This window comes from Ruegeria sp. C2 (assembly GCF_056537765.1).
This window is the reverse complement of sequence record NZ_JBQFRZ010000003.1, coordinates 252,990-278,379: the sequence shown is the minus strand read 5'-3', so window position 1 is coordinate 278,379 and position 25,390 is coordinate 252,990. Positions and strand designations below refer to the sequence as shown.

Genomic DNA, 25,390 nt, shown 5'->3' with positions numbered 1-25,390 from the left:
TTACCTCAGGATACTCTTGCGAACGCGCGGATCGAGAACCGCGAGCAGAATGTCGGTGGCAAAGTTCAGCGTCACGATGGAGGCCGTCAGCAGGAAGATGATCGCTCCTGCAAGCTGCTGGTCATTTGACCGGGCCAGCGCCTCCAGCAGCAGCGATCCCGCTTCTGTCAATGTCAGGATCAGGGCCACAATCGGCAACTCGTTGAAGATACGGTTCAGGTCAAACCCAAGCGAGTTCACGATCGGTCCCAGTGCATGACGAGCCGGATATCGCCATAGCAGGCGACGACCATAGATACCGCGTGCGGCGGCGGCGGTGACATAAAGTTTGCCGATCTCGTCAGACATCAATGCCCTTACGGTTTGCAACGCAAAGGCGGTGGCCGACCAGCCCAGGATAAACACTGGCAGCCAGGCATGCTTCATCAAGTCAACGAATTTCGCCCAGGACCAGGGCGCGTTTTTGTACTCGGGTGAGAATAGCCCCGTCAGCGTTTCGCCGAAATAGATGGTCGAAAAAAGCATCACCATCAGCGCCAGCAAGAAGTTTGGCATCGCCAGACCCAGATAGCTGACGATGCGCAGCGTGTTGTTCAGAAAGGCATTGCGCGACGCGGCCGAGATGATGCCGACCGGGATGGCAATCGCGTAGGCAAGCGTCAGCGAGCCCAGGCAAATCCACAGGGACACCCAGAACTTGTCGCCCAGCAATTGTGCGATATCGACCCGAAGGATACAGCTGTCGCCAAAGTCACCGCGAAATGCTCCGGAAAGCCAGCTGACCCAGCGTTCCAGAAAGGGGCGATCCAGACCCAGACGAATACGCTCATTCTGAATATCTGTCAGCGTGATCGCCTGCCCTTGCGTGTTCTTGTAGGCAAGGTAGCGCTCGGCACAGTCACCTGGCACAAGCTCCATCAATGAGAACACGATTAGTGAAACGATCACCAACGTGATCAGTGCCATGACCGCCCGGGTCGCGGCAAATCGGGCGAACTGTAACATGGGTATCCTTCAATAAAGACGTGAAGACGGGCGTTGCCGCCCGTCCTCCGATTGTATCAATCCGCGATTATTCGCTCAGCGACCATTGATATGCGCGGTAAGGATAGGTGCGATAGAATTCATAAGATGCTGTTTTGAATTCAGGCACGTTGCTCAGCTTGTTGCTGACATATACCGGCGATGGGGCCGAGATGATGCCGATGAATGTCAGATTTCCTGTCATCGATTCAACCATGCTGTTGCCGATCTCACCTTGCTCTGCAGAGCCGGGAATTGCTGCCTGGAACGCGTTGATACCTGCAATCAGGTCTTTCGCGTATTGCGGCGGCTCAACACCGGCCGATCCATCCGAGTCGACCCATTCAGCCCAACCCATCGCAGGGCGCAGGCCGAAATAGTCCGAATACGGCGGCACCCACAGCTGATTGTCACCCAAGTTTGTGCCGACAGGTGAACCCACGGTCCACGTCAGGACGTCCAAAGCGTTCGACGACTGGGCCGACCGATATTCGTCCGGCGTCACCTCTTTGATGGTGGTGTTGATCCCGATATCTTTCCAGTTCTGCGCGATCAGTTCGACCAAAGCCGCGGAAACCTCTTGCGATGAGAACTGCCAGTCCAGAACAAGCGGATCACCGTTGGGCATGTCGCGATTGCCGTCACCATCGGCATCCACCAGTCCAACCTCGTCCAGCAGAGCGCTGGCGCGATCCTGATCGAACGAGGCTTCGTAGCTGACCCATTTCGGATCAACAAAATCCGGAACCGGTGAGAAGCCTACATATTGCTGCGGAGTACCCAGACCGAAATAGATCGTCTCGTTGATTTCGTCCCGGTTAATGGCGTTCGACATCGCGGCACGGAAGCGGAGGTCGTTGAATACTTCGCGAACTGCTTCATCTTCATGCGTCAAGTTGAAGGCAACCGCCGGCATCGCAATCGTCGGCCGCACGTCGATGCGATAATTGCCTGCTTCCTGCCCTTCCAGCAGCACCGGGGCATTTGGCAGAACAACTGATTGCGCCTTGTAATCCACCTCGCCGTTCAGAAGTTTCAGCAAACGCACTTCTGAGTCGCTGATGTAAACTTCGTCCTGCTCGTTGATATAGGGCAATTGATTACCCGCCGTGTCGACGGCGAAGAAGTATGGGTTCGCGACCAGGTGACGGCCTTCCGCAGTCTCCTCGACAAGGATGTGGCTCTCCAGTGTCGGGACCGCGTTTTTGGGCAGACCCGCCAACTTGTCCCCGGCGGTCAGCATGGGCGATGGCGTGTCGGTCCAGTCCGAGTTGCCGTAATAGGCTTTGATTGCATCATAGCCGTTTTCATAGCCAAGGGCCTGCGCGTTTGCATCTGCGTCGGCATTGATTTCAGGGTGGAACTGACCCAGGAAATGCATCGGCTGATAGGGCTGTACATACTGGGACGCGAAGGTTTCGATCAGGCCAGCTTTGGGTGCTTTGAGATTGAATTGAACGGTCTGTTCATCCAGCGCGACCACTTCAATGGGCTCACCACCGGCCAGGGCATAATCTTTGGCTTCGGGGATGACATTCGGGTCCATCATCAGGTTGTTGTACCAGAACACCACATCCGCCGACGTGAACGGTGCGCCATCCGACCACTTGTGGCCTTCGCGCAGAGTTACTGTCAACTGAGTGAAATCGTCATTCCATTCAAAAGATTTGGCGACATGAGGAACTATTGTCTGCAGATCGTCCGCATAGCGCACCAGGCTGGTATGCCGCACGGACAGGAAATCCGAAGTGCCGGATTCGGTTGCATTCGACAGTGCATCAAACTGACCGCCATACTGGCCGATCACGTCGTAGGGCACTACGATCAAAGGCTCGCTGGGAAGACGGTCTGCCACTGCGGGCAGATCGCCATTCCCTTTGATGCGGGCATTCAGATCGGCGATCGCCGGGTTTTCTGAAAAGCTCAGCTCGCAATTTGCAGCGGATTGGAATTCTGCCAGTTCGTATTGCTGCGGATGCTCACCGGCAGCGATGCCCTGCGAATCTGCCACGGTTATGGCCGGGCAGTCCGCAAACGCGGCGCCGGGCAGCACAACCGCCGCAACACCGGATAGGAGTAATCTTTTCATCTTGGAACCCTCTTGGTTTTGAGTCTTTGAAATGGCGATGCACACCAGGTGGATGACACCGGGTGTGATACTTGGGCTGAATTGTTGTGCGGATCGTTGTGTGACTGCGGGGAGATGACAGAAATGGCCCTCTGCTGCCGAAGCAGATCGGTACCGTTTAGTCGTGTCATCCCACCCAGCGCCATCGTGTTGGCAATGCTGTCATTCACATTGGTCTTCGTCATCATGCCCGCAAACTCAGGTCTTTCTTCAATTCAGCAAAAGACCATAAAGATGTGACAGTTTTTTAATGTTTTTGTCACCAAAAATATTTTTCGGTCAAAAACCCAAGCATTCGGTCATTTTCCCTACAACTACAGACAGAACGGGCAATAGGCCCAATTATTGGGCCTGAAACACTTCTTTATACAGAAGTGCTCTGCCTGAATAATAATCAATCTGAAGGCGCAGCCGGCCGGAAAAGCGGCCCGCCTTCCACGAATCTAGTGATACCGACGCTGAGATTTCGGACCTTCCGCGGTGATCGAATCAAGCGAAAGCGTGTGGTCGGTGTTGCGCATCCGGTGACGCAGCATCTGGCGGCACAGCCGTGCAAGATCAGTTGCGAAATCCGGTTTGCCCGCGACATTCTCATGCTCCCCGCGCCCTTGACGATCAAACAACAAAGGCGGCAGATCGGCGGCAAATTCGACCAGCGTGAAGCGCTCGTCCCGCAAGATGCCCAGGCAAGAGTCGCTGTTTCCTGTTTTCAGTCGGTTCTGCCAAAGTGACGGATCTTCGGGCTCCGAGAAATCCAACTCGCTGAATGTATAGCTGCGCCAATCCTCAGGTGTCTCACCCCGCACCAGAGGCAGCAAGGACCGGCCATCCATCGAATTGGGTGCCACCTGCCCGACCCAGTCCAGAATCGTGGGCGATATATCGATGGATTCGGTTGGCTCGGCAACCACCCTTCCCGCCCCTTCCCCTGGGGCACGGATCATGAGTGGCGTCTGATATGCCGCGTCATAGACCGACATCTTGCCCCATGAGAACCTGTCGCCCAGCATCTCGCCGTGATCGGCGGTGATCACCACAAGGGTTTTATCGTAAAGGCCGCTGTCTTTCAGATATTGAATGACCCGACCGATGTGATGATCAACTTCGGTCGCCAACCCAAGATAGATGGCGCGCAGGGTCTGTAGATTTTCTTCGGTTTGTTCGACCACATCGAAACCCAGAACCGCGTTTCGAAGATCGCTTTTGTCGATCAGTGGTCCAAAAAACGGATGAATTGCCTTTTCATCATCAGCCGAAGGCAGCGTATCCGGCAGCGGCAGTTGCGCCGGATCATACATGCGATTGTAAGGTGCAGGCGCGACCAATGGCGGGTGAGGCCGGATGTAGGTCAGGTGCGCGAACCAATCGGTCTTATCGTAGGCAGCGATGCTGTTCAGGAACGTATCGGTCAGAAACGCTGTGTCGCTGTCGTCGGCGCGATAAAGCGCCGGGTCGTTCAGCTTTGGTGTACCGCCATCGGGTGATACGGGCTTATAGACATCCAAATAGTTCTCGAATTTGTATCCTTTCTTCAGCAAATGAGATCGCCACGGATAGGATTCTTCGAGCCGCATTTCGACAATCTCGTCGAAGCCGGCCATCGGGTGCTCATAGCTTTTGGCCACAGGATCATTGGGATGGAGAACCCGAGGATCGACCGATGTATCGGTGTACCCATAGAGCATCGGGCGGTAGCCGGCCTTGCGCATCTCGGTCGCGATATTCGGCGTGTCGTGACGCATCGGCGTGCCATTCCGGATCGACCGGTGGTTCATCGCATACCGTCCCGTCAACATCGAAGCCCGAGAAGGGCCACAGGGGTTCGTGACCGAAAAGTGCCGCTTGAACACCGTTGCCTCGCTCATGAATGCGCGCAGATTGGGCATGTTCACATGTTCGGAAAGCGCTCCGTTCAGGCAATCCGCGCGCAGTTGATCGATGGTGATAAAAAGAATATTCCCGGTCTGACCCACGGTGCCATTCTCCGATTGGTGTTTCACGATTTGCGGCGGACAGTGTCCGGCTTTCGTAACAGGCGCAACTGGTTTTCAGCCGATCAGAGACTGGAAGTTACTGTATCACCATCGCAATTGATGGGTGCTAAAACCCGGTCCGGTTGAACAAACCCATTGCAGCCGCACCCGGATTGACTTCACATACCGCTATGAACCGACCTGCGATCATCTCTGACACCAGCGCATCCGGCGTGTGCCTGCGGATTTCGGGTGATCTGCGCACGCAACAGCTGGATAAGGTTGAAGCCGATTTCGCGGCGATCCATCCGAGCGGACAGGATGTTGTGATGGATCTGTCACAATTGCAGGCGCTGGATACAGGCGGTGCCTGGCTGGTGGCAAACCTGTCGCGCCGATTGGGCGCCGATGGTGCGAATGTCCGTTTCGAAGGGTTAACGCCTGCCCATTCTTCGCTGATCGATACGGTGTCGCAGAACATCCCCGAAAAACTGGGCGATCAGGCGCCTCCGACAGGTTTTGTCAATTGGGTGGGCCGGATCGGTGAACATACGGCAGGGGCATGGCGGGACACGCTGTCGATCCTTGGATTCCTCGGACTGACCCTGCACCGGCTGGTGCGCACGCTGATCATGCCCTGGCGACTGCGGCGTGCGGCGCTGGTTTCGCAGATGGAACAGGTCGGTTTCAAGGCGCTGCCCATCGTGACGCTGATGGGTTTTCTGATCGGTGTGGTCCTAGCCTTTCAGGGCGCGACCCAATTGAAACAGTTCGGAGCCGAGATTTTCGTGGTCGAGCTGATCTCGATCTCGATCCTGCGCGAACTTGGCATCCTGCTGACTGCAATCATCGTGGCAGGCCGGTCGGGTTCAGCTTTTACCGCCTCGATAGGCTCAATGAAGGTGCAGGAAGAGATCGACGCGATGCGCACGCTGGGTCTTGATCCGATCGAGGTGCTGGTCGTTCCGCGCGTTGTTGCGTTGCTGATCATGCTGCCCATTCTTGGGTTCGTGGCCGATATGGCTGGTCTGATCGGCGGCGCATTGATGAGCTGGATCGATTTGGGCGTCAGCCCCGGCATGTTCCTGACGCGGCTCAAGGAAAACACCGGGGTCTGGCAATTGGCGATTGGCATGATCAAAGCCCCGTTCTTTGCGCTGGTGATCGGAACAATTGCCTGCTGGCAGGCGATGCAGGTCAAAGGATCATCCGAAAGCGTAGGCCAGCGCACGACAGCTTCGGTCGTGCAATCGATCTTCATGGTGATCGCCATCGACGCGCTGTTCTCAATCTTCTTTTCCGAGCTGGGGGTCTGACATGGACGGCACCGCCCTGCAGAACAACCCCCAAAGTGAAACGCAGCGCGAAGCTGTCATTCGCGTACGAAATCTGACCAACCAGTTCGGTGAGCAGGTGGTGCATGACAATCTGAACCTCGATGTCTGGCGCGGTGAGGTTCTGGGCGTTGTCGGCGGATCAGGCACCGGAAAGTCGGTGTTGCTGCGTACGATTGTCGGACTGAACAAACCCAAGGCGGGCAGCATAGAGGTACTGGGCGTCGATGTGCTCAACGGCCCCGAAGCCGACCGTCAGCGGATTGAAAAAAGCTGGGGCGTCGCATTTCAGGACGGAGCGCTGTTTTCGTCTCTGACTGTGTTGCAGAACGTGATGGCGCCGTTGCGCGAACATACCGGCATCAGCGAAAGCCTGATGGCGGCGCTTGGGGGGCTGAAGATCAGCCTCGTAGGGCTGCCTCAGCTAAGCTGCAGCAAGTTCCCTTCGGAACTGTCGGGCGGGATGCGCAAACGGGCAGCTCTGGCGCGCGCGCTCTCGCTGGACCCCGAGATCGTGTTTCTGGACGAGCCTACCGCCGGATTGGACCCCATCGGAGCCGCCGCATATGATGATCTGATCAGAGAGCTGCAGCAAGCGTTGGGTCTGACCGTGTTCATGGTTACCCATGATCTGGACAGTCTTTACGCAATTTGTGACCGCATCGCGGTACTTGCGGAAAAACGCGTGCTGGTTGAAGGTCCGATAGAGGACATGACCAAGGTCGACCATCCTTGGGTCCAGGAATATTTCACAGGCCCTCGTGCCCGCGCGGCGCAAGAGAAAGGGTAGGACAGGTAGAGGCGATGGAGACCCGAGCGAATTATATCCTGATCGGTGCGTTCACCCTTGCCGGTATACTGGGGGCTTTCGGCTTCTTCCTGTGGCTCGCCAAGTTCGAAGTCACACGGCAATACGCGTATTATGATGTGTTATTCGACAATGTGGCAGGCCTGTCTGCGGCAGGTGGCGTCAACTATAATGGTCTGCCTGTGGGTCAGGTCATCTCGTTGCAGCTGGATGACAACGACCCTTCCAAGGTCCGTGTCCGCCTTGAAGTTGACGCAGATATCCCGGTCACCAAGGAAACCATTGCGCAGTTGCAATCGTTGGGCGTGACCGGTGTCGCCTATGTCGAGCTATCCGGTGGTTCCGCCTCGGCTGAACGATTGCCGCAGAACAGCGTGATTCAAAGCAAACGGAGCTCAATCCAGTCTCTGCTGGAGGGTGCGCCGCAGGTTCTGGAAAAAGCCTTGACCTTGCTTGAGGACCTGAACTCGGTTGTGGATGAGAAGAACCGTCAGGCCGTCTCCGAGATCCTGAGCAATCTGTCCTCGGCCTCGGGGCGACTGGACAAAACACTGTCGGATTTCGAAAGCCTGTCGAGCGATCTGGGCGGCGCTGCGAAAGAGATCGGGGATTTCACCAAGCGTCTGGATACGCTGGCCGACACTGCCGAAACCACGCTTACGACCGGAACGGATACGCTGAACAGCATCAAAGAGGCTTCAGAATCAGCGAAGACTGCGCTGGATACCGCGAATGGTACGCTGCAGACCGCCCAGACCGTGATGACCGAGGAAATACGACCTTTTATCGAACGCGGTTCAAGACTGGCAGATCATCTGATTGTACTTTCCGAGGAAGGCAGCATCACTTTGGGTACGGTTACCGAGACCTTCGCGAACGCGAACACCACGCTCGGCTCGATCAATTCCGCCATGGATACTGCCAAGGCTGCGCTTGCTTCGGCCGAGCGTGCCTTTGACTCAGCCAATCGCGTTATGGACGAAGATATTGCGTCGGTTGCGGAAGATGTGCGCAAGGCGGCCAATCAAGTGGCTTCGACCGTTTCGAACATCACCGAGAAGATCGACAAGATTTCGGATGACATTCTCAGCGCGTCGCAATCCGCTTCGGACCTGTTGGGCACGATCGATGGCATCGTGCAGGACAACCGTCGCCAGGTCTCGGACTTCCTGCGCGTAGGACTGCCACAGTTCGTCCGCTTTATTGAGGAATCACAGCGTCTGGTCATCAGTCTCGACCGCTTGGTCGACAAGGTTGAGCGCGACCCGGCCCGCTTTTTGTTAGGCACCCAAGCATCGGAGTTTCGTCAATGATACGGCCCCTAATCCTGACTCTGGTGTTGGCCGCAATGGCTGGATGTACCGGCTTGGACACATTGCGTCAGGCGTCGAAACCCAATGACCTGTATCTGTTAACTCCGAAAAGCACCTTCTCGACATCGCTGCCCAGAATCCAGCAGCAAATCGTTGTTGAAGAGCCCACTGCAACGGCTGCGGTAAATACCGATCAGATCGCGGTTCAGCCCTCATTGTTGCAGGTTCAGTATTTGCCCAGAGCCCGATGGGTTGACCGGGCCCCTTTAATTGTTCAGGCTCTGATGGTCGAAAGCTATGAGAACTCCGGTAAGGTCGCGGCTGTAGGCCGTTCGACGGTCGGGCTGCGCGCGGATTATGTCATTGCACCTGATTTGCGTGAATTTCAGGGCATCGTTGTCAGCGAGGCGGAGGACTCAAAAACGGTGCGTGTGGAAGTACGCATCAATATCAAGATCATTGACGAGTACGAAGATAAGATCATCGCCTCCAGTTCGTTTCAGGAAAATGTAATGGCCGCCAGCGACCAGACACCGGACCTGGTTGAGGCCTTTGATGTTGCCTTGGGCAAGACCATGCGGGACTCCGTCGAATGGAGCATCCGCAAAATTCATACTCATGCACAGAACAACCCGCGCTCGATCCCGCGTTAAACCAGTCTAAAAGTGACTGGCTGAGGCCGCTTTCCAGTCAGCCGCGAACTCCTCTGAGATGGTGTCGCCCAACAGTGCGCCATCATCCAGAAAGCTGTACAGATCTGCGTAGGTCCGTTCCCGCTCATCCGCTGTCCGGCGGCGGATATCGGCGGGTCGCAGATCCGAGACTTTTTCCTTGCCCATTGCCCCCAGAATTTCGCGGAAACTTTCCAGCGTTGCGTCGTGATATCGGTGCACACGCTGCCGTTTCTGCGGCACATTCACGGCTCGACCCCGGATCGGGTCTTGCGTCGCGACGCCCGAGGGGCAGCGGTTGGTGTTGCAATGCAGCGCCTGAATGCAGCCCACGGCAAACATCATCGCCCGCGCTGCGTTGCACATATCGGCGCCCAGAGCGAATTTCTCAATCATGTCGAAACCGGTCGCCACTTTGCCCGAGCAGATAACGCGGATCTTGTCGCGCGCTCCAATCCCGCGCAGGCAGTTGTTCACGAAGATCAATGCCTCATTCAGCGGCATTCCCAGCCGGTTGGTGAATTCCACAGGCGCAGCACCGGTACCCCCCTCGGCCCCGTCTATGGTAATGAAATCGGGCAGAATGCCGGTCTCCAGCATGGCTTTGCAGATTGCCATGAATTCGGTCGGATTGCCGATACAGAGCTTGAAGCCAACTGGCTTTCCCTCCGACATCTCACGCAAATGCTGCACGAAATGCATCAACCCGGTAGGTCCGTCGAAGGCCGAATGAACAGGCGGAGATATCACGTCCTGATGCACCGGCACTCCTCGGATCTCTGCTATTTCCTCATCCACTTTCGCTGCAGGCAACACGCCCCCATGAGAGGGCTTTGCACCTTGCGAGAGCTTGATTTCAATCGCTTTTACAACGTCCTTCTTGGCCCTCTCGGCAAACTTGTCTTTGTCAAAACCGCCCTCAGGCGTCCGGCATCCGAAATAGCCAGTACCGATTTGCCAGATTATGTCGCCACCCTCGGCCAGATGGTGCGGAGAGAGCCCGCCCTCGCCCGTGTTATGGGCAAATCCGCCATCCTTCGCACCTCCGTTCAGCGCGCGGATCGCGTTGGCACTGAGCGCTCCAAAGCTCATTGCGGAGACGTTCAGGCGTGAGGCATTGTACGGTTTTTCACATTGCGGGCCGCCCAGCATCACCCTTTCTTCGCTTTCGGGAACATGTTTGGGCGCGAGCGAATGGTTGGCACGGTGATAGCCGACGGTTTGGATATCGTATTGCGTACCGAAGGCCTGCGTATCGACCTGCCCCTTGGCGCGTGAATAGACCAGACTGCGAATGATACGGTTGAAGGGCCGACCACTTTCGTTGGTTTCCACGAAATATTGGCGGATTTCAGGGCTGACAAATTCCAGCATGTATCGGAAATGGCCAAGGACAGGGTAATTGTTCAGTACGTTATGCTTTGTCGTCAGCATATCGTAGAGTCCAATCACCGCATAAGGGATAAGGAACACCAGCAGCCAGTAGGCGGGCGGCCAGAAATAGCCCCACAGCAGGGTCAAGGGCAGGCACACATAGCTGACGATGTAATAAAGCCTGCGAACAATCATATCTGATCTCCCTGGGTCGCGCCAAAGCGGTTCGGCTGTTGCCTGTTCATATCCGAGACCGTGGAACAATTTGACCTTTCAGTGCAAGCCTTTGTAGCCAACGTATTTATAACGAATGCTTCATCGCCCTTGCTTGAAGCGTGTTGAAGCAATCTGTATGCCGGATAAATACGGGTCAGAGCAGGATCAGCCGCAGTGTCACGTTCACCTTCTCGCTTCAAGCATCGCGCGCTGATGTATACGGCGGTTTTCGTTGGTGGAGCTGCGGGATCGCTGTTGCGAGAACTCTTCGCGCTGGAAATACCCGGCGCCCCGTTTTTGACAGCGACCTTCGGCATCAATGTCGTGGCCTGTTTCATCCTCGGCTGGCTCTATGCCATACGACATCGCATGCACGCCCATTTGCTGCATCTGGGGGCAGTCGGGTTTTGTGGTGGCTTATCCACCTTCTCTTCCTTCGTGGCCGAACTCGAGCGGATGGCTGAAGCCGGTAGCTCGCTGGTGATTATAGCGATCGCGGCGGAGATCCTGTTTGGCTTGAGCGCCGCCATTCTGGGCGAAGCCTTGGGTCGCCGTTTACCGCCTTCGGAGGCTGCAGAATGAACGAGCTCTATCTGCACAGCATGTTCGCCCTGGGCGGGGGGCTGGGCGCCGTTCTGCGCCATTGGCTGGCCCTGCGTGTGACACACGATCTTCCATACTCCACGCTGATTGTGAATGTCGTGGGAAGTTTGCTGCTTGGTCTCTGGATAGGTTATCTGGGAGGCCCGGTAGAAATGGGTGAAGAGGAAAAACGACTGGTGTTCGGCTTTTGTGGCGGGTTCACCACCTTCTCAAGTTTTGCCTATCAGTCCCTGCAGCTGCACCGGGAAAAAACCATCGCGCTTGCTGCAGGAAACATCCTCATCAGCCTTGTTTTGTGCTGGTTTGCGCTTTGGCTCGGTCTTTTTCTGACCCGCTAGTGTACGGGCGCTGCGTTGCGCGCCTCTGGGTTCGGCGCGCGACAGAAGAACAGCAGCGGAATCGTTGCCAGCGCCAGCAGACCTAAATTATTGAATACTGTCAGATATGAGATCATCTCGGCCTGCTTTGCAATCTCCTGCCCCAACAATGCTGCGCCCTCTGCGCTGTCTGGTGTCAAACCCAACGGTTCGAGGTAGGCCTGCGCGGCGGGATTGTAAGGCGTCACATTCTGGCTCAGAACCGCTGTGTTCGCTTGCAAACCTCGTACGACCCAGGTTCCTACCAGAGAAATCCCAACAGATGACCCCAATTGCCGCGTGACGTTGAACAGGCCCGAGGCCTCATCCTGCCGCGTCTTGCTGATGCTCTCGAATGCCAGAATGGACATTGGAACGAAAACCAAACCCATGCCGAGGCCGCTGACGAACCCCGGCCAGGCAAGCTGCCAGAAGCTCGCATTCAGATTTAGCGAACCCATCATGAAATTCCCGATCGCGGTCAGCAGCATGCCGAGGCCTGCCAATACGCGCGGATCGAACCGGGTGACCAGAACGGCTCCGGTCAGGACCATGGACGCACCAGCAGCAATTCCGCGTGGGATAAACAGATGCCCCGATGCGATGACCGGATAGTCCAGCAGGTTCTGGACAAAGGTTGGCAGAATGGCGATGCCTCCGAACAATGAAATCGCAAACCCAGCGATGACGAGGTTGCACAGCGCGAAATTGCGGTCCGCGAAAAGGCGCAGATCGACGACAGGTTGCCGGGATGTAAGCCCGTGAAGGATAAACCCCATCGCACCCAGAACCGAGGCGATAACCGCAACCTGAATGATCCGGGACGACAGCCAGTCCTTGGTCTCTCCCTGATCAAGCACGAATTGTAGGCAACCGATACCAAGGGCCAGCAGCGCCAGGCCTTTCCAATCGATACGAACCTCTTCGGTTTTGTCATCAGGAAGTTCCCCGGCCAGCAACAGCAAGGCCATCGCCGCAACGGGTAGGTTCACGAAAAAGACCATCCGCCATGAGAAATATTCGGTCAGAATGGCCCCGACAGTCGGCCCCAGGACCGGAGCGACCACAACACCCAGCCCAAACACCGCCATTGCCTGCCCCCGTTTTTCGCGCGGGAAAGCGTCAAACAGAATGGATTGTGAAAGGGGGATCAGGAAGGCGCCGAACATGCCTTGCGCTAACCGGAATGCGACAATGGTCTCTAGGCTCCACGACAGACCGCACATTACCGACATGGTGGCAAAGCCCGTGACCGCCGTCAGGATCAATCGTCGTCGCCCGACCCTGCGTGCGACAAAGCCGGTTAGCGGCATAACCACCACGGCCGAGACAATATAGCTGGTCAGGATCCATGTCGCCTGATCGGTTGTTGCGCCGAACGCGGCTTGAATATGGGGCAGCGCGACGTTGACGATGGTGCTGTCGAGCACCTCAAGAATGGCGCTCAGAACAACGGCCACCACAATCACGCGATTGATGTGGCCGGGATCGGTCATTGCCCTGATCCGGTTGTATCAACCGTGACCTTGCTGCTGCCCCCGACCCGCAGCGGTGCGTCCGTTGGATCAAGCTCGATCCGTACTGGAAACCGCCTTGTGACCTTGACCCAGTTACCGCTCGAGTTTTCTGACGGCAGCAGCGAAAACGTATCACCCGAGCCACGCCCGATGGAAGCTACTCTGCCTGTCAGAGCAATGCCCGGCAGCATATCGACCCGGATTTTGGCTGTTTGACCCGCTCGGATACGGGGAAGAGAGGTCTCTTTGAAGTTGGCATCGATCCACCATTCCGAGGATTCGACGATCGAGAATTGCGGTGCATTCGCGGATACCGAAGATCCGGGGCGAAGGGTCAGGTTGGCGATCCAGCCATCGGCAGATGCATAGACCTTCGTCCAGGCCAGATCGGCCTGTGCAATCTCCAGCGCCGCTTGCGAGGACAGCACGTTGTCTTGCCGAGCCGCCAAACCGCTTTGCAATGCGGCCAGTTCGGAGCGGCTTGTGGTCAACCGGGCCGAGGCTTGCGCGAATTCCGAAGTGGCTTGATCCAACGAGGCTTGTGCAAGATTGCCGTCTGAAAACAAAGCTCGGGCCCGTTCCAGATTGCTTTTTGACGTTTCATAGAAAGAACCGGCACTTTCCACCGCGGCCTGCGCCGCCGTGATCTGGTTCGAGAAGGATTCGGCCTGTTGAATGGCGCTGTCCAGATTGGCCTGAGCCTGATCAACCGAAGCCTTGAACTGCGTCTCATCAATCGTGAACAGCAGATCACCCGCTTTAACCGGTTGGTTGTCGGATATTGCGACCTCCGCGACTTGTCCGGTCACCTGCGCCGCAACAAAGATAATGTTGGCCCCGATATAGGCATCTTGTGTCGAGGGGTATCGTTCTTCATGTCGCCAGAACAACAGCAGCCCGACCGCAATCGCGGCGAGCATGCCAACAACGGCGATGACTTTGATTGGCTTCATTCGCTACCGTCCTTCCCGGATCACATCATGTGCATCCGCACGGCCAGATTGCCCAGAATCCAAACTGTCCCGCCGATGATGATGAGCAATACGAGGGTTGAGAACAGGATCAGGTCCAGATCCTCGCGGCTACTGCGGCGACGGTCGATATGCAGGAAATAGACCAGTTGCACGACCAGTTGGGCCAGCCCAAGCAGGCCGATGGCAAAATATACTCCGGGTGTCTCGATGCCGTACCGATACGCAATGGCAAACACGATAAGCGTCAGCAACAGCGAACCACCATAGCCGATGACATAGCGCCGCCGTTCGCGCCGGTGTAGTTCGGTCCGTCTATCCATAGGCCAGCCCTCCGAAATACACGATGGTTATGATGCCGATCCAGATCAGATCGAGGAAGTGCCAGAACAGCGCCAGCCGCACCACGCGAGAGATTACCAGATCGGTCATACCCATCACGCGCAGCTGGATGCCCAACACGATCAGCCAGATGCACCCTGCCGCGACGTGCAGCCCGTGCAGTGGCACAAGGCCATAAAAAGCTGACAGAAAGCCGCTGCGTTGTGGGATACCGCCTTGCGCAGCCATGTTCATGAAATCGCGGATCTCCAGCACCAGAAAGCAGAGCCCCAGTAGTAGTGTGACGCCAAACCAAAGTACGATGCGCGCCCGTGGCAGATTGTATTTTAGTGCCAGCATCGCAAGCCCCACGGTCAGGCTGCTGGTCAATAGGATCAGCGTCTGGGCGAAGATGCTTTTCAGGTCGAACAGTTCATGCGGTCCCGGCCCTCCGGCCTGCGCATCGATCATAGTGATGTAGATTGCGAACATCAGTCCGAAATAGACCAAATCGCTCATCAAAAAGACCCAGAAACCGAAGGTTACGATCTCGGTGACCTTATGCGCGCTGGCATGATCCTCGCCAAGGTTGATCCCCGGATAGCTGTGTTCGGGTGCGCGCCTCATGTCACGGCCTCCATATCCGGGCGCGCAAGACCTCGGTTTTCCGGCGCGCATTCATGGTCGCGGTCCACAGCTTGAGTGCTGTGGACCAGCGCCAGCCAGGCCTCGTGTTCTTTGCGCACCTCTTCGGCGGGGATGATGATTTCGGTGCTGGTGTCGAAGCTCCAGATGATAAAGGCAAGGATCATTGCGATTGTGATCAAAGCGGCCAGCCACCAGATCCACCAGACCAGGGCGAACATCCAAACACCGCTGAGCACACACAGGATGAACCCGACGCCAGTGTTGCGCGGCATTTCGATATCTTCATAGGCCTCCGGTTTGGGATAGGCCTGACCTCGCTCTTTGGCGGCGGCAAAGTCATCGCGATCGGTCACTTGCGGGATAATGGCGAAGTTATAAGGCGGAGGTGGCGACGGGATAGACCATTCCAGCGTGCGCCCGTCCCACGGATCGCCGACGGGCGCACGGGACTGATCGCGGTCTCGGATGCTGACCCAAAGCTGGATCAACACCGAGAACAAGCCGCATGTAATCACCAACGCACCGAGTACGGCAACAATCATATAAGGATGAAAGCTCGGGTCCTCCCAACTGAATGACCGGCGCGGCATTCCCATCAGGCCGACGAAATAAAGCGGCATGAAGGTTAGAAGGAAACCAACAGTCCAGCAAAAGACCGAAACGCGGCCCCAGAATTCGTTCAGACGGAATCCGAAGGCTTTTGGGAACCAGTAATTGTAGGCAGCAAGTAAGCCGAACAGCACACCGGGCAACAGCGCGTTGTGGAAATGTGCCACCAGGAACAGCGTGTTGTGGACCTGATAATCAACGGTCGGGTTTGCAAGAATCACGCCGCTGAGACCACCGATCACGAATAGCATCAGGAAAGCCAGACCATAAAGCATCGGCACCGAAAACCGGATACGTCCACGATAGAGCGTCGCCATCCAATCGTAGACTTTCACACCCGTTGGAATGGCAATCAGCATCGTGGCAATGCCGAATACAGCGTTGATCAGCGCGCTTTGACCCATGGTGAAGAAATGGTGCAGCCAGACCGTGAAAGACATGATTGCAATCGACATCGTGGCGATGACCAGCGAGTTATAGCCATACAGGCGCTTAGCCGAGAAAGTAGCGAAGACTTCGGAATAGATGCCATAGGCAGGCAGGACCAGCAGATAGACCTCGGGGTGACCAAACAGCCAGAACAGGTTGGCATAGTTCATCATGTTGCCGCCGAGATCATTGGTGAAGAAATGGAAATCCAGATACCGATCGGCTGCCAGCAATAGTGCCGCAACACCCAGCGGCGGCATGGCAAAGACGATCAGGATCGAGCTGCAGATGATTGTCCAGCAATACATCGGCAACCGCATAAACTTCATCCCCGGCGCACGGAGTTTATAGATCGTGACCGCGAAGTTGATACCCGTCAGCGTCGTACCAACGCCTGAGACGACAATGGCCCAAATCCAGTAATCTGGCCCTACACCCGGATTGAACGCGGCTCCGGTATAAGGTGGATAAGCCGTCCAACCACCGGTCGAGAACTCTCCCACCACCAGTGAAACCATCAGCATCATGCCCGCGGAAACGGTCAGCCCAAGGCCGATCTGGTTCAACACCGGAAAGGCAACGTCGCGCGCGCCGATCATCAGCGGGATCACATAGTTTGCAACGCCAAAGACGAAGGGTACAGCGACAAAGAAAACCATGATGGTTCCATGGGTGCTGAACAGCTCGGCAAAGTGTTCAGCTTCGAGAAACCCATCCCCCGGCCCAGCGGCCTGCTGAGCGCGCATCACCACACCCTCCAGCACGCCGCGCGCCAGCATGACGATGGCGAAAACGATATACATGATACCGATCTTCTTGTGATCAGTGCTGGTCAGCCAATCACGCCACAGCGGCCCCCACAGGCGGAACCATGTCAGCACCGCCACCACCACAACAACTCCGACGACAACGATGCCAGCAGCTGCGTTCGCCACGATCTCGTTCGCGTTGGGGTTCTGGATAAGCCCCATGATGGGCAATGCGTCCCAACTCAGACGGCCAAGGAAACCAGTCTCGGCAGATGTCATTGCTTCGCCTCCTGCCCGAACGCGGTCGTGCCGGGTTGCTGGTTCAGGGGAAGGGGTTCACCGCTGTGATAGCGATGCAGGATCGATCCGAACAGATCACCTTCTTCCAACGTGAAATAGAGCGCATTGAGGGGCATAAGCGGTGTCCCCAAAGCCGCTTGCACCTCATCCCGATCCGTGCGCATGGCGAGCGTGCGATAGGTATCCTCGGTCAAGGGGATCCCATTGGCCCGAACGCTTGTCACCCAGGCTTCAAAGTCTGTGGGCTGCATGGCCTGCGTCAGAAACTTCTGCTTGGTGAAACCACGGCCATTATATTGGGTGTTCTCTCCCTGCATGGTCTTTGGTGTATCCGCGACCAGATGCAGCTTGGTCGTCATTCCGGGCATGGCGTAAATCTGCCCTGCCAGCGCAGGGATCATGAAAGATTGCATCACCGTGTCGGTCGTCAGGGTCATCGCCACCTGCTGATTGATCGGTATGCCCAGCTCTCCCACGCTTGCGATACCCAGATCGGGATAGATGAACAGCCACTTCCAATCCAATCCGACCACTTGAACCTGCAATGCCGGTTCCTGACCGAACGGGGCTGCGTAGGGATCAAGACGGTGGGTGGCCTTCCATAAATAAAATGACAGGATCGCCACGATCACGACCGGTACACCCCACATCAAAAACTCAAGCTTTGCCGAAAAATCCCAGTGCGGTGTGTAAGCTGCTGCCCCGCCCTTGCGACGGCGATATCGCAAGGCAATCAATGGCACCAACACCAGCACAGGAATGACGGCAATCAGGATCAAGGCCGTAGCGCGGAAAAGATGCGTCTTCTGCACTGCTGCTATCGGTCCTTGAGGATCCAGAAAACTATCACTCGCCCCGGCGATCTGGGCCGACACCAGCAGCGCGAGCAAGGCGGGTACTGCCACAGCGGAGATCCGGGGGATGGTCACGCTTGCTGATCCTCTTATGACGGGGTTCCTGGCAACTATCGGCAGAGTCAGACTATTTCTCAAGACCTTTTCCGGGAGGATGCCCACGGCGTGGTTGACATGGAGGATGGGGCACGCGAGACCTGAAGACATGCGATTGACCGTTGCTCTGATCTCTCTGACCCTGCTTGCAATGCCCGCCTTTGCGCAGAATCGCGAGGCGGTCGAGAGGCAATTTCAGAGTTGGTTGCAGCAAGAGATCTGGCCCCAAGCAAAAGCCAAAGGCGTTTCACGACGCACCTTTCAGAGTGCCTTTGATGGCGTGACCCTAAACTGGGAGTTGCCGGATCTGGTGCCTCCGGGAAGCCCGAAGAAAACACCGAAGGCTCAGCGGCAGGCAGAATTTGGCTCTCCTGGGCGTTATTTCAATGCAAACTCGGTGCGAGGGGCCACGTCGGTAGGTCGCCAGATGGCACGGCGCCACGCGAAAACACTGGCGCGGGTCGAAGCAAAAACGGGTGTGCCCGCGCGCATTATTCTGGCGATCTGGGGGCGTGAGAGCGGCTATGGACAGGTTCCAATCCGCCACAACGCCTTTCAGGTCCTGGGCACTAAGGGTTTCATGAGCACACGCTCCGACTATTTCACCAGTGAATTGATCGCCGCCCTGCAGATTGCCGAGGCTGGGCACGCATCCGTGCTAAAAAGTAGTTGGGCGGGCGCGCTGGGACAACCGCAATTCATGCCAACCAGTTTTCTGACCTATGCTGCCGATGGGAACGGAGACGGCCGAGCTGATATCTGGGGGTCCGAGGCGGACACCATCGCCTCTATCGGCAACTATCTGGCACGGCATGGCTGGGTGGCAGGGCGCGATTGGGGCTTCGAAGTGACCGTGCCAAGCGATGTATCCTGTGCGCTTGAGGGGCCGGATCAGGGGCGTTCAATTCAAGACTGGGCTGCAATGGGCATCGCGCGCGTCTCGGGGCGACCGTTTCCAGCGCATGAACAGGCGGCCGAAGGTTATTTGATGATGCCCGCCGGGCGCAAAGGTCCCGCCTTTATCGTAACCCCGAACTTCTATGTCCTGAAGGATTATAACACCAGCGACCTCTACGCGCTGTTTGTGGGGCATGTCGGGGATCGCATCCAATATGGCGTCGGAGATTTCAGCGGTCGATGGGGTAACGTAGGCGGGCTCTACCGTTCTGACATTGCCCGGATGCAAGAAGCGCTGGTCCGGCAGGGGCACGATGTGGGCGGCGTCGACGGGTTGCCCGGCTATAAAACCCGCCGTTCGATCGGGCGCTGGCAGGAGGCAACCCGGCAGCCTCCCACTTGTTTCCCCGAAGCCGAAATGAAGGCCAAACTGAAGCCTTAAAGCTTCGGGTGATTCGCCGTTCAAGAGCCCGTTTTCGGACGCATTCACCTTGTCATATATATCGTGCTTCACGAAAATGTCATGACGAGAAGATGTTTCAGAATATTCTTTCGAAGGCGCCGCCGGTTACGGTTTCATTTGATCTTTGACCTCACGATTGTTCCCAATGCTCTTTACCTTTGTCGAAAAAACGGCACGCTTCCCGCAGTGAAAGTTACCTTTCGCCGTTAGATTTCTGGTATCCCCTGTCGCCGCAGGCCAGGTTTTTTGTCTCATCACGATTTAGGTCAACGCGCTGCCATCGCAGATGCCGGAAACGAATAGATAGAAGAGTCACCCCACGGCAGTGGTGCGGCTTCTGATATCAATAAATGGGAGTAAACACATGAACACACTGATCCGAACCTCGTTGGCGGGGCTATTGTCCTCAACCATTATCGCTGGTGCCGCAATCGCTGCGGGCACCCACCCGGAAACCGGTGAAGCATTGGCCGATGACCAGACCTTTACCTATCGTATCCTTGACGAACACAGCTCGGTTGACCCTCAGGTCGTCGAAGATGTCTCGGGCGCAGAGATCGTGCGCGATCTGTTCGAAGGCCTGATGAATCAAGACGAAGAAGGCAATCTGGTTCCCGGTGTTGCCACCGGAATTGAAGTCAACGACACCAAGAACGTTTACACCTTTACCTTGCGCGACAACGCAAAATGGTCAAACGGCGATCCGGTTACGGCAGGCGATTTCGTCTATGCTTGGAAACGCGCCGTCGATCCTGAACTGTCCTCGCCTTATGCGTGGTTCATGGAGCTGATGTCGATCGAAAACGCAGCCGACATCATCGCAGGCGAAAAGCCGGTGGACGAACTGGGCGTTAAAGCCATCGATGATAAGACGTTGGAAGTACGCCTGAGCGCCCCCCTGCCCTATTTCCCACAAATGACCACCCACTCGACCACATTCCCTGCCCCGCAGAAAGTCATTGAAGAGTTCGGTGATGCCTGGACGCGCCCAGAGAACATCGTTTCGAACGGTGCTTATGTCCTGACCGAGCATCTGCCGCAAGAACGCTCGGTCCGCGAGCGTAACGAGATGTACTGGGACAACGACAACACGATCATCGACAAGGTTGTGGCGCTGGTCATCAACGATGAAAACGTTGCCCTGACCCGCTACCTGGCAGGTGAACTGGATCGGACCGAAATTCCAGCAGGTCAATATCCGCGCCTGAGCCAGGAGCACCCGGAAGAAGCCATTAGTTTCCCGCGCCTGTGTAACTATTACTATACCTTCAACCTGTCCGAGGGCGGCCCGGAGGCCTTCAAAGACCCCAACGTGCGTCAGGCCCTGTCGCTTGCCGTTGATCGCGCGATCATCACCGAAAAAGTGATGGCCGGTGGTCAGCCCCAAGCCTATACATTTGCGCCGGAAGCAACCGCAGGTTTCACCGTTCCAGCGGTTGAAATGGCTTCGATGTCGCAAGCTGAGCGCGACGAACTGGCCAAGGAGCTGTTGGCCGAAGCGGGCTATGGCCCCGACAACCCGCTCAGCTTCGAGATGGTCTATAACACTTCGGAAAACCACAAGAAGGTTGCAGTAGCGCTGAGCCAGATGTGGAAGCAGAAGCTCGGCGTTCAAGCCGAACTGGCCAATATGGAATGGAAAGTGTTCCTGGAAGAACGTGGCAACCAGAACTTCGATCTGGCGCGCGGCGCGTGGTGTGGCGACTATAACGAGGCCTCGACCTTCCTCGACCTGCTGCAGTCGGACTCAGGTTACAATGACGGTAAATACAACAATGCCCGCGTGGACGAGTTGCTGGCCGAAGCCAAGACCGCAGATGACGCAGCGCCGCTCTACACCGAGGTCGAGCGTATCATCGCGCAGGAAACCCCGGTGATCCCGATCTACCACTATGCCGGCGTCTATATGATGGACAGCGATGTGGGGAACTGGCCGGTGAACAATGTCGAGCAGAACTGGTATTCGAAGAACCTTTATAAGCTCGCCGAATAATCGTCTTTGACCCACGCTTTGCCCCGGTATCGTCCGGGGCAAAGCCAATAAACGCGGGGGCATGAAATGCTTGCCTATAGTTTCCGGCGGCTGATGGTCGCCATTCCGACGATCCTGTTGCTGGTCGTCGCCTGTTTTTTCCTGATGCACGTGGCGCCCGGTGGGCCCTTTACCTCGGAACGGCCTCTGCCGCCGCAGGTTCTGGCCAATATCGAAGCGCGGTACGGGCTGGACCAACCGCTGTGGAAACAGCTGTGGGACTACCTCTATAACATCGTTGTGCATTTCGACTTTGGTCCGTCCTTTAAATTCAAGGACCGGGACGTCAACGACATCATCGCACAGGGTTTTCCGATCTCTCTGACCTATGGCTCGCTGTCGTTCCTGTTTGCGACCGCCGTGGGCGTTACACTGGGGATTGCAGCTGCGATCCGGCATAACACTTGGATCGACTACTTTGCCGTTGGGCTGGGCATCGCCGCTCAAGCCCTGCCGAACTTCATCATGGGCCCGATCCTGATCCTGACTTTCACGTTGTGGCTGGGCTGGCTGCCGGGTGGGGGCTGGCATGGCGGCCAGTGGCAGTATCTGGTGATGCCCGTCATCGCGCTTGCGACGTCCTATATGGGTTCGATTGCGCGGATCACCCGGTCGTCGATGCTGGAGGTTTTGAATTCAAACTTTATCCGCACCGCGCGTGCCAAGGGCCTGCCCACAAGAACTGTGATCTGGCGTCATGCGCTGAAGCCCACGCTGCTGCCGGTCGTCTCTTATCTGGGCCCGGTCTTTGTCTATGTGCTGACGGGCTCGGTTTTTGTCGACATCTATTTTTCGACCGGTGGTCTGGGGCAAGCCTATGTGAACTCAGCTCTCGCCCGCGACTATGCCGTGCTGCTGGGTGTCACGATCCTCTACGGTGCGTTGACCGTCATCGTGAACCTGCTGACCGACCTGGCCTATGCCTGGTTCGATCCAAAAATCCGCTACTAAGGGGCTGGCCATGCTAGGAAAATCACAAAAAGCCGCCCATCTGGCCGAAGAAATCACAGATTACACGGTCATTCAGGGGCGATCGCTCTGGCAAGACGCACGCATGCGCTTTGTCCGCAACAAAGCGGCAATGGCGAGTGTCTTCATTCTTGGGATGATCGTGTTGTTCACAATCATTGGTCCCTATTTTGCGATCTGGGATAATGAAGAGATCGACTGGAACGTCATGGGGGACGTGCGTGGCATGGGCATGCCGTCCGTGGAGACCGGCCATTTTTTCGGTGTTGATGACCTGGGACGTGACCTTTACAGCCGCGTTATTCAGGCAACCACGACGTCTCTGCTGGTAGGTCTGATTGGCGCAGCGACTGCGCTGATCGTTGGCACTTGCTATGGCATCGCCGCAGGCTATATCGGCGGACGCACCGACAGCGTGATGATGCGCTTTGTCGATATCCTTCTTGCGATCCCGGCAACGCTGGTCATCATTCTGCTGCTGGTTGTCGCGGGACGGTCATTCTTCATGTTGTTCATCGCCCTTGGGGCAGTCGGTTGGCTGACCATGGCGCGAATTGTGCGTGGGCAGACCCTGACCCTGAAGAACCGCGAGTTCATCGAGGCCGCGCGCGCCGCTGGCGTTGGCGAGTTCACGATCATGTATCGTCACATCCTGCCCAATCTTCTGGGTGTTGTGATCGTATACGCTTCGCTTCTGGTGCCCGAAATGATCCTGACCGAGAGCTTCATTTCGTTCCTCGGCCTTGGCATTTCGGAACCATACACCTCGCTCGGGCGTCTGATTGCCGAGGGGGCCGGCACCATGAGCTATGGCACCCTGTGGCAGCTGATGTACCCGCTGACTTTCTATGTCACCATTATCATCACGATGTTCTTCATCGGCGATGGCCTGCGTGACGCTCTGGACCCGAAGGATCGCTGATATGAGTTTGTTCTCCGTCAAGGACCTGAGCGTCCAATTCGACACACCAGATGGCGTGGTCGAGGCAGTGAAAGGTATCAGCTTCGATATCAACCCCGGCGAATGCCTCGGGATCGTTGGTGAAAGTGGATCGGGCAAAAGCCAGACCTTCATGGCCGCGATGGGGCTGTTGCCGCCTGCTGGGCATGCCTCGGGTTCCGCCATGTTGAACGGCAAGGAAATCCTGAACCTACCTATAAATGAGTTGAATCGTATCCGTGGCGCGGATGTGGGCATGATCTTTCAGGATCCGTTGACCGCCCTGACACCGCATCTGCGGGTAGGTCAGCAAATGCGTGAGGTTTTGCAAATCCACGAAGGCCTGCAGGGCACAGCCGCGCGCCAACGTTGCCTGGACTGGCTGAACCGGGTGCGCATCCCTGAGGCGGCACGACGTCTGGACCAGTATCCGCACGAGCTTTCGGGCGGGATGCGTCAGCGCGTGATGATCGCCATGTCGATGCTATGCAATCCCAAACTTCTGATTGCGGATGAACCCACGACCGCTCTGGATGTTACGGTTCAGGCCGACATCCTGGACTTGATGGTGCGTCTGCAAAAGGATGAAGGGACCGCGATTGCGCTGATCACACATGATATGGGCGTTGTGGCGCGGATGTGTGATCGGATTCAGGTCATGCGCATGGGAGAATTTGTCGAAGCAGGTGACACGCGCGAGATCTTCCGCGCGCCTCAGCACGACTACACGCGTACCTTGCTTGAGGCCATGCCGCGCATTGATGCAGGCGATGCGCCCAAGGCATTGCCAGCCGTTGAAGAACCGCTGCTCAAGGTCGATGACGTCAAGGTTCACTTCCCCATCCACGTCTCGGGTGGGCTGTTCGGTCGCAAGGTGCCGCTGAAAGCGGTTGATGGCGTCAGTTTTGACATCCGCAAGGGTGAAACCCTGGGCGTGGTGGGCGAGTCCGGATGCGGCAAATCCACGCTGGCACGGGCTGTTCTGCAATTGATCGAACCCAGTGCAGGCAATGTCAGCTGGTTGGGCAGTCCAATTGTTGGTCTGAAACGCGCCGAGTTGAACAAGTATCGCAAAGATCTGCAGATCGTGTTTCAGGACCCGCTGGCCAGCCTTGATCCACGTATGACAATCTCGGCCTCGATTGCAGAACCGTTGAAAACCTATCGCCCCGATCTAACCGAGCGCGAGCGTAAAGAGATGGTCGCGGAAATGATGGGACGGGTCGGTCTGAATGAAAACATGATCAATCGTTATCCGCACGAACTGTCCGGTGGACAGAACCAGCGTGTGGGAATCGCGCGCGCGATGATCAACAAGCCAAAACTGATCATTTGTGACGAGGCCGTTTCGGCCTTGGATGTGTCCATTCAGGCTCAAATCGTCGAATTGTTGCGCGAATTGCAACAAGAATTCGGCCTGTCGATGATCTTCATCAGCCACGATCTGTCTGTGGTGCGGGCGATCTCGAACCGGATCATGGTTTTGTATCTCGGTCGCATCGTGGAGCTGGGTGATGGAGAGGTGATTTGTTCCGAGCCTATTCACCCATATACAAAGTCTCTGATCTCGGCGGTGCCGATCCCCGACCCGGATGTCGAGCGCAGCCGCCAAAGGCTTAAACTTCCGGGAGAATTGCCGTCGCCAATGGATCCGAAGGCAGCGCTGCGTTTTCTGCCCAGCCGGTTATCGGCAGGCGAGGTGGATTATGTGCCGCAACTTAGCGAAGTGGCACCGGATCACTTCGTGGCAGAACATGATCCGCTCGAGGCCATCATGGCCAAAGGCTGACACTCTA

At 56.6% G+C, this 25,390-nt stretch carries 21 protein-coding genes; 11 read left to right on the top strand and 10 right to left on the bottom strand.

The features are described from left to right. The 3 genes from ACR0IV_RS13540 to ACR0IV_RS13530 all read right to left on the bottom strand — a co-directional run bounded on the left by ACR0IV_RS13540 (nt 1) and on the right by ACR0IV_RS13530 (nt 5,151). On the bottom strand, nt 1-1,005 hold the full coding sequence (locus ACR0IV_RS13540; protein WP_480472717.1) for an ABC transporter permease: 1,005 nt from the start codon (nt 1,003-1,005) through the stop codon (nt 1-3). Between the two features lie 67 nt (nt 1,006-1,072). Continuing rightward, entirely contained in the window at nt 1,073-3,112 is a 2,040-nt protein-coding gene (locus ACR0IV_RS13535) for an ABC transporter substrate-binding protein (RefSeq protein WP_480658710.1), read from the bottom strand. A 482-nt stretch (nt 3,113-3,594) separates the two neighbouring features. After that, nucleotides 3,595-5,151, bottom strand: a complete 1,557-nt coding sequence (locus tag ACR0IV_RS13530; RefSeq protein WP_480658711.1) for an alkaline phosphatase family protein — start codon at nt 5,149-5,151, stop codon at nt 3,595-3,597. Between the two features lie 164 nt (nt 5,152-5,315). Between ACR0IV_RS13530 and ACR0IV_RS13525 the strand changes: the two genes are divergently transcribed. Genes ACR0IV_RS13525 through ACR0IV_RS13510 form a run of 4 tightly spaced genes read left to right on the top strand, consistent with a single transcriptional unit; the run spans nt 5,316 to nt 9,232 of the window. Further along, nucleotides 5,316-6,440: an ABC transporter permease gene (locus ACR0IV_RS13525; protein WP_480658713.1), complete on the top strand. Its 1,125-nt coding sequence runs from the start codon at nt 5,316-5,318 to the stop codon at nt 6,438-6,440. Between the two features lies 1 nt (nt 6,441). Next, entirely contained in the window at nt 6,442-7,248 is an 807-nt protein-coding gene (locus ACR0IV_RS13520) for an ABC transporter ATP-binding protein (RefSeq protein WP_480658715.1), read from the top strand. 14 nt (nt 7,249-7,262) lie between these two features. After that, nucleotides 7,263-8,579 (top strand): MlaD family protein, encoded by a 1,317-nt coding sequence (locus ACR0IV_RS13515; RefSeq protein ID WP_480658717.1) that lies wholly within the window; start codon nt 7,263-7,265, stop codon nt 8,577-8,579. Next, a complete protein-coding gene (locus ACR0IV_RS13510) occupies nt 8,576-9,232 on the top strand; it encodes an ABC-type transport auxiliary lipoprotein family protein (RefSeq protein WP_480658718.1) in 657 nt (218 codons plus the stop codon). The genes ACR0IV_RS13515 and ACR0IV_RS13510 overlap by 4 nt, the downstream gene beginning before the upstream one ends. A gap of 6 nt (nt 9,233-9,238) precedes the next feature. Here the strand turns inward: ACR0IV_RS13510 and ACR0IV_RS13505 are convergent, their stop codons facing one another. Beyond that, a complete protein-coding gene (locus tag ACR0IV_RS13505; RefSeq protein ID WP_480658719.1) occupies nt 9,239-10,819 on the bottom strand; it encodes an FMN-binding glutamate synthase family protein in 1,581 nt (526 codons plus the stop codon). A gap of 195 nt (nt 10,820-11,014) precedes the next feature. Here ACR0IV_RS13505 and ACR0IV_RS13500 point away from each other — a divergent pair, with 195 nt between their 5' ends. Together ACR0IV_RS13500 and crcB are read left to right on the top strand one after the other, a co-directional pair. After that, nucleotides 11,015-11,422, top strand: coding sequence for a fluoride efflux transporter FluC (locus ACR0IV_RS13500; RefSeq protein ID WP_480658721.1), 408 nt, complete (start codon nt 11,015-11,017; stop codon nt 11,420-11,422). Further along, nucleotides 11,419-11,781 carry a fluoride efflux transporter CrcB gene (gene crcB / locus ACR0IV_RS13495; protein WP_480658722.1) on the top strand — a complete coding sequence of 121 codons (363 nt, stop codon included), beginning with the start codon at nt 11,419-11,421 and terminating at the stop codon, nt 11,779-11,781. Before ACR0IV_RS13500 ends, crcB begins: the two co-directional genes overlap by 4 nt. On the opposite strand, the gene ACR0IV_RS13490 is transcribed toward crcB, so the two are convergent. From ACR0IV_RS13490 to ACR0IV_RS13465, 6 genes are read right to left on the bottom strand one after another with little or no spacing between them, the layout of a single operon-like run. Next, nucleotides 11,778-13,295, bottom strand: a complete 1,518-nt coding sequence (locus ACR0IV_RS13490; protein WP_480658723.1) for a DHA2 family efflux MFS transporter permease subunit — start codon at nt 13,293-13,295, stop codon at nt 11,778-11,780. The two genes, crcB and ACR0IV_RS13490, sit on opposite strands and share 4 nt — an antisense overlap. Beyond that, nucleotides 13,292-14,269, bottom strand: coding sequence for an HlyD family secretion protein (locus ACR0IV_RS13485; RefSeq protein ID WP_480658725.1), 978 nt, complete (start codon nt 14,267-14,269; stop codon nt 13,292-13,294). Before ACR0IV_RS13485 ends, ACR0IV_RS13490 begins: the two co-directional genes overlap by 4 nt. A gap of 20 nt (nt 14,270-14,289) precedes the next feature. Beyond that, entirely contained in the window at nt 14,290-14,610 is a 321-nt protein-coding gene (locus ACR0IV_RS13480) for a cytochrome o ubiquinol oxidase subunit IV (RefSeq protein ID WP_480658727.1), read from the bottom strand. Further along, nucleotides 14,603-15,235 (bottom strand): cytochrome c oxidase subunit 3, encoded by a 633-nt coding sequence (locus tag ACR0IV_RS13475; RefSeq protein WP_480658729.1) that lies wholly within the window; start codon nt 15,233-15,235, stop codon nt 14,603-14,605. The genes ACR0IV_RS13480 and ACR0IV_RS13475 overlap by 8 nt, the downstream gene beginning before the upstream one ends. After that, the gene (locus ACR0IV_RS13470; protein WP_480658731.1) at nt 15,232-17,322 is read right to left on the bottom strand and encodes a cbb3-type cytochrome c oxidase subunit I; all 2,091 of its coding nucleotides are present in this window, start codon (nt 17,320-17,322) and stop codon (nt 15,232-15,234) included. The genes ACR0IV_RS13475 and ACR0IV_RS13470 overlap by 4 nt, the downstream gene beginning before the upstream one ends. Then, nucleotides 17,319-18,272: a cytochrome ubiquinol oxidase subunit II family protein gene (locus tag ACR0IV_RS13465; protein ID WP_480658733.1), complete on the bottom strand. Its 954-nt coding sequence runs from the start codon at nt 18,270-18,272 to the stop codon at nt 17,319-17,321. Before ACR0IV_RS13465 ends, ACR0IV_RS13470 begins: the two co-directional genes overlap by 4 nt. A 130-nt stretch (nt 18,273-18,402) precedes the next feature. Here ACR0IV_RS13465 and ACR0IV_RS13460 point away from each other — a divergent pair, with 130 nt between their 5' ends. The 5 genes from ACR0IV_RS13460 to ACR0IV_RS13440 all read left to right on the top strand — a co-directional run bounded on the left by ACR0IV_RS13460 (nt 18,403) and on the right by ACR0IV_RS13440 (nt 25,383). Beyond that, complete coding sequence (locus tag ACR0IV_RS13460) at nt 18,403-19,632, top strand: lytic murein transglycosylase (RefSeq protein WP_480658735.1); 1,230 nt, start codon at nt 18,403-18,405, stop codon at nt 19,630-19,632. A 385-nt stretch (nt 19,633-20,017) separates the two neighbouring features. After that, nucleotides 20,018-21,646 carry a peptide ABC transporter substrate-binding protein gene (locus tag ACR0IV_RS13455; RefSeq protein WP_480658737.1) on the top strand — a complete coding sequence of 543 codons (1,629 nt, stop codon included), beginning with the start codon at nt 20,018-20,020 and terminating at the stop codon, nt 21,644-21,646. Between the two features lie 66 nt (nt 21,647-21,712). After that, a complete protein-coding gene (oppB, locus tag ACR0IV_RS13450) occupies nt 21,713-22,636 on the top strand; it encodes an oligopeptide ABC transporter permease OppB (protein ID WP_480472682.1) in 924 nt (307 codons plus the stop codon). A gap of 10 nt (nt 22,637-22,646) precedes the next feature. Beyond that, entirely contained in the window at nt 22,647-23,576 is a 930-nt protein-coding gene (locus tag ACR0IV_RS13445; protein WP_480658739.1) for an ABC transporter permease subunit, read from the top strand. Between the two features lies 1 nt (nt 23,577). After that, nucleotides 23,578-25,383 carry an ABC transporter ATP-binding protein gene (locus ACR0IV_RS13440; protein WP_480472678.1) on the top strand — a complete coding sequence of 602 codons (1,806 nt, stop codon included), beginning with the start codon at nt 23,578-23,580 and terminating at the stop codon, nt 25,381-25,383. The last annotated feature ends 7 nt before the right edge of the window (nt 25,384-25,390 follow it).

Coding starts and splice junctions, on each gene's coding strand:
- ACR0IV_RS13540 (WP_480472717.1), bottom strand. CDS start 1,005: ATGTTACAGTTCGCCCGATTTGCCGCGACCCGGGCGGTCATGGCACTG.
- ACR0IV_RS13535 (WP_480658710.1), bottom strand. CDS start 3,112: ATGAAAAGATTACTCCTATCCGGTGTTGCGGCGGTTGTGCTGCCCGGC.
- ACR0IV_RS13525 (WP_480658713.1), top strand. CDS start 5,316: ATGAACCGACCTGCGATCATCTCTGACACCAGCGCATCCGGCGTGTGC.
- ACR0IV_RS13520 (WP_480658715.1), top strand. CDS start 6,442: ATGGACGGCACCGCCCTGCAGAACAACCCCCAAAGTGAAACGCAGCGC.
- ACR0IV_RS13515 (WP_480658717.1), top strand. CDS start 7,263: ATGGAGACCCGAGCGAATTATATCCTGATCGGTGCGTTCACCCTTGCC.
- ACR0IV_RS13510 (WP_480658718.1), top strand. CDS start 8,576: ATGATACGGCCCCTAATCCTGACTCTGGTGTTGGCCGCAATGGCTGGA.
- ACR0IV_RS13505 (WP_480658719.1), bottom strand. CDS start 10,819: ATGATTGTTCGCAGGCTTTATTACATCGTCAGCTATGTGTGCCTGCCC.
- crcB (WP_480658722.1), top strand. CDS start 11,419: ATGAACGAGCTCTATCTGCACAGCATGTTCGCCCTGGGCGGGGGGCTG.
- ACR0IV_RS13490 (WP_480658723.1), bottom strand. CDS start 13,295: ATGACCGATCCCGGCCACATCAATCGCGTGATTGTGGTGGCCGTTGTT.
- ACR0IV_RS13485 (WP_480658725.1), bottom strand. CDS start 14,269: ATGAAGCCAATCAAAGTCATCGCCGTTGTTGGCATGCTCGCCGCGATT.
- ACR0IV_RS13480 (WP_480658727.1), bottom strand. CDS start 14,610: ATGGATAGACGGACCGAACTACACCGGCGCGAACGGCGGCGCTATGTC.
- ACR0IV_RS13475 (WP_480658729.1), bottom strand. CDS start 15,235: ATGAGGCGCGCACCCGAACACAGCTATCCGGGGATCAACCTTGGCGAG.
- ACR0IV_RS13470 (WP_480658731.1), bottom strand. CDS start 17,322: ATGACATCTGCCGAGACTGGTTTCCTTGGCCGTCTGAGTTGGGACGCA.
- ACR0IV_RS13460 (WP_480658735.1), top strand. CDS start 18,403: ATGCGATTGACCGTTGCTCTGATCTCTCTGACCCTGCTTGCAATGCCC.
- ACR0IV_RS13455 (WP_480658737.1), top strand. CDS start 20,018: ATGAACACACTGATCCGAACCTCGTTGGCGGGGCTATTGTCCTCAACC.
- oppB (WP_480472682.1), top strand. CDS start 21,713: ATGCTTGCCTATAGTTTCCGGCGGCTGATGGTCGCCATTCCGACGATC.
- ACR0IV_RS13445 (WP_480658739.1), top strand. CDS start 22,647: ATGCTAGGAAAATCACAAAAAGCCGCCCATCTGGCCGAAGAAATCACA.
- ACR0IV_RS13440 (WP_480472678.1), top strand. CDS start 23,578: ATGAGTTTGTTCTCCGTCAAGGACCTGAGCGTCCAATTCGACACACCA.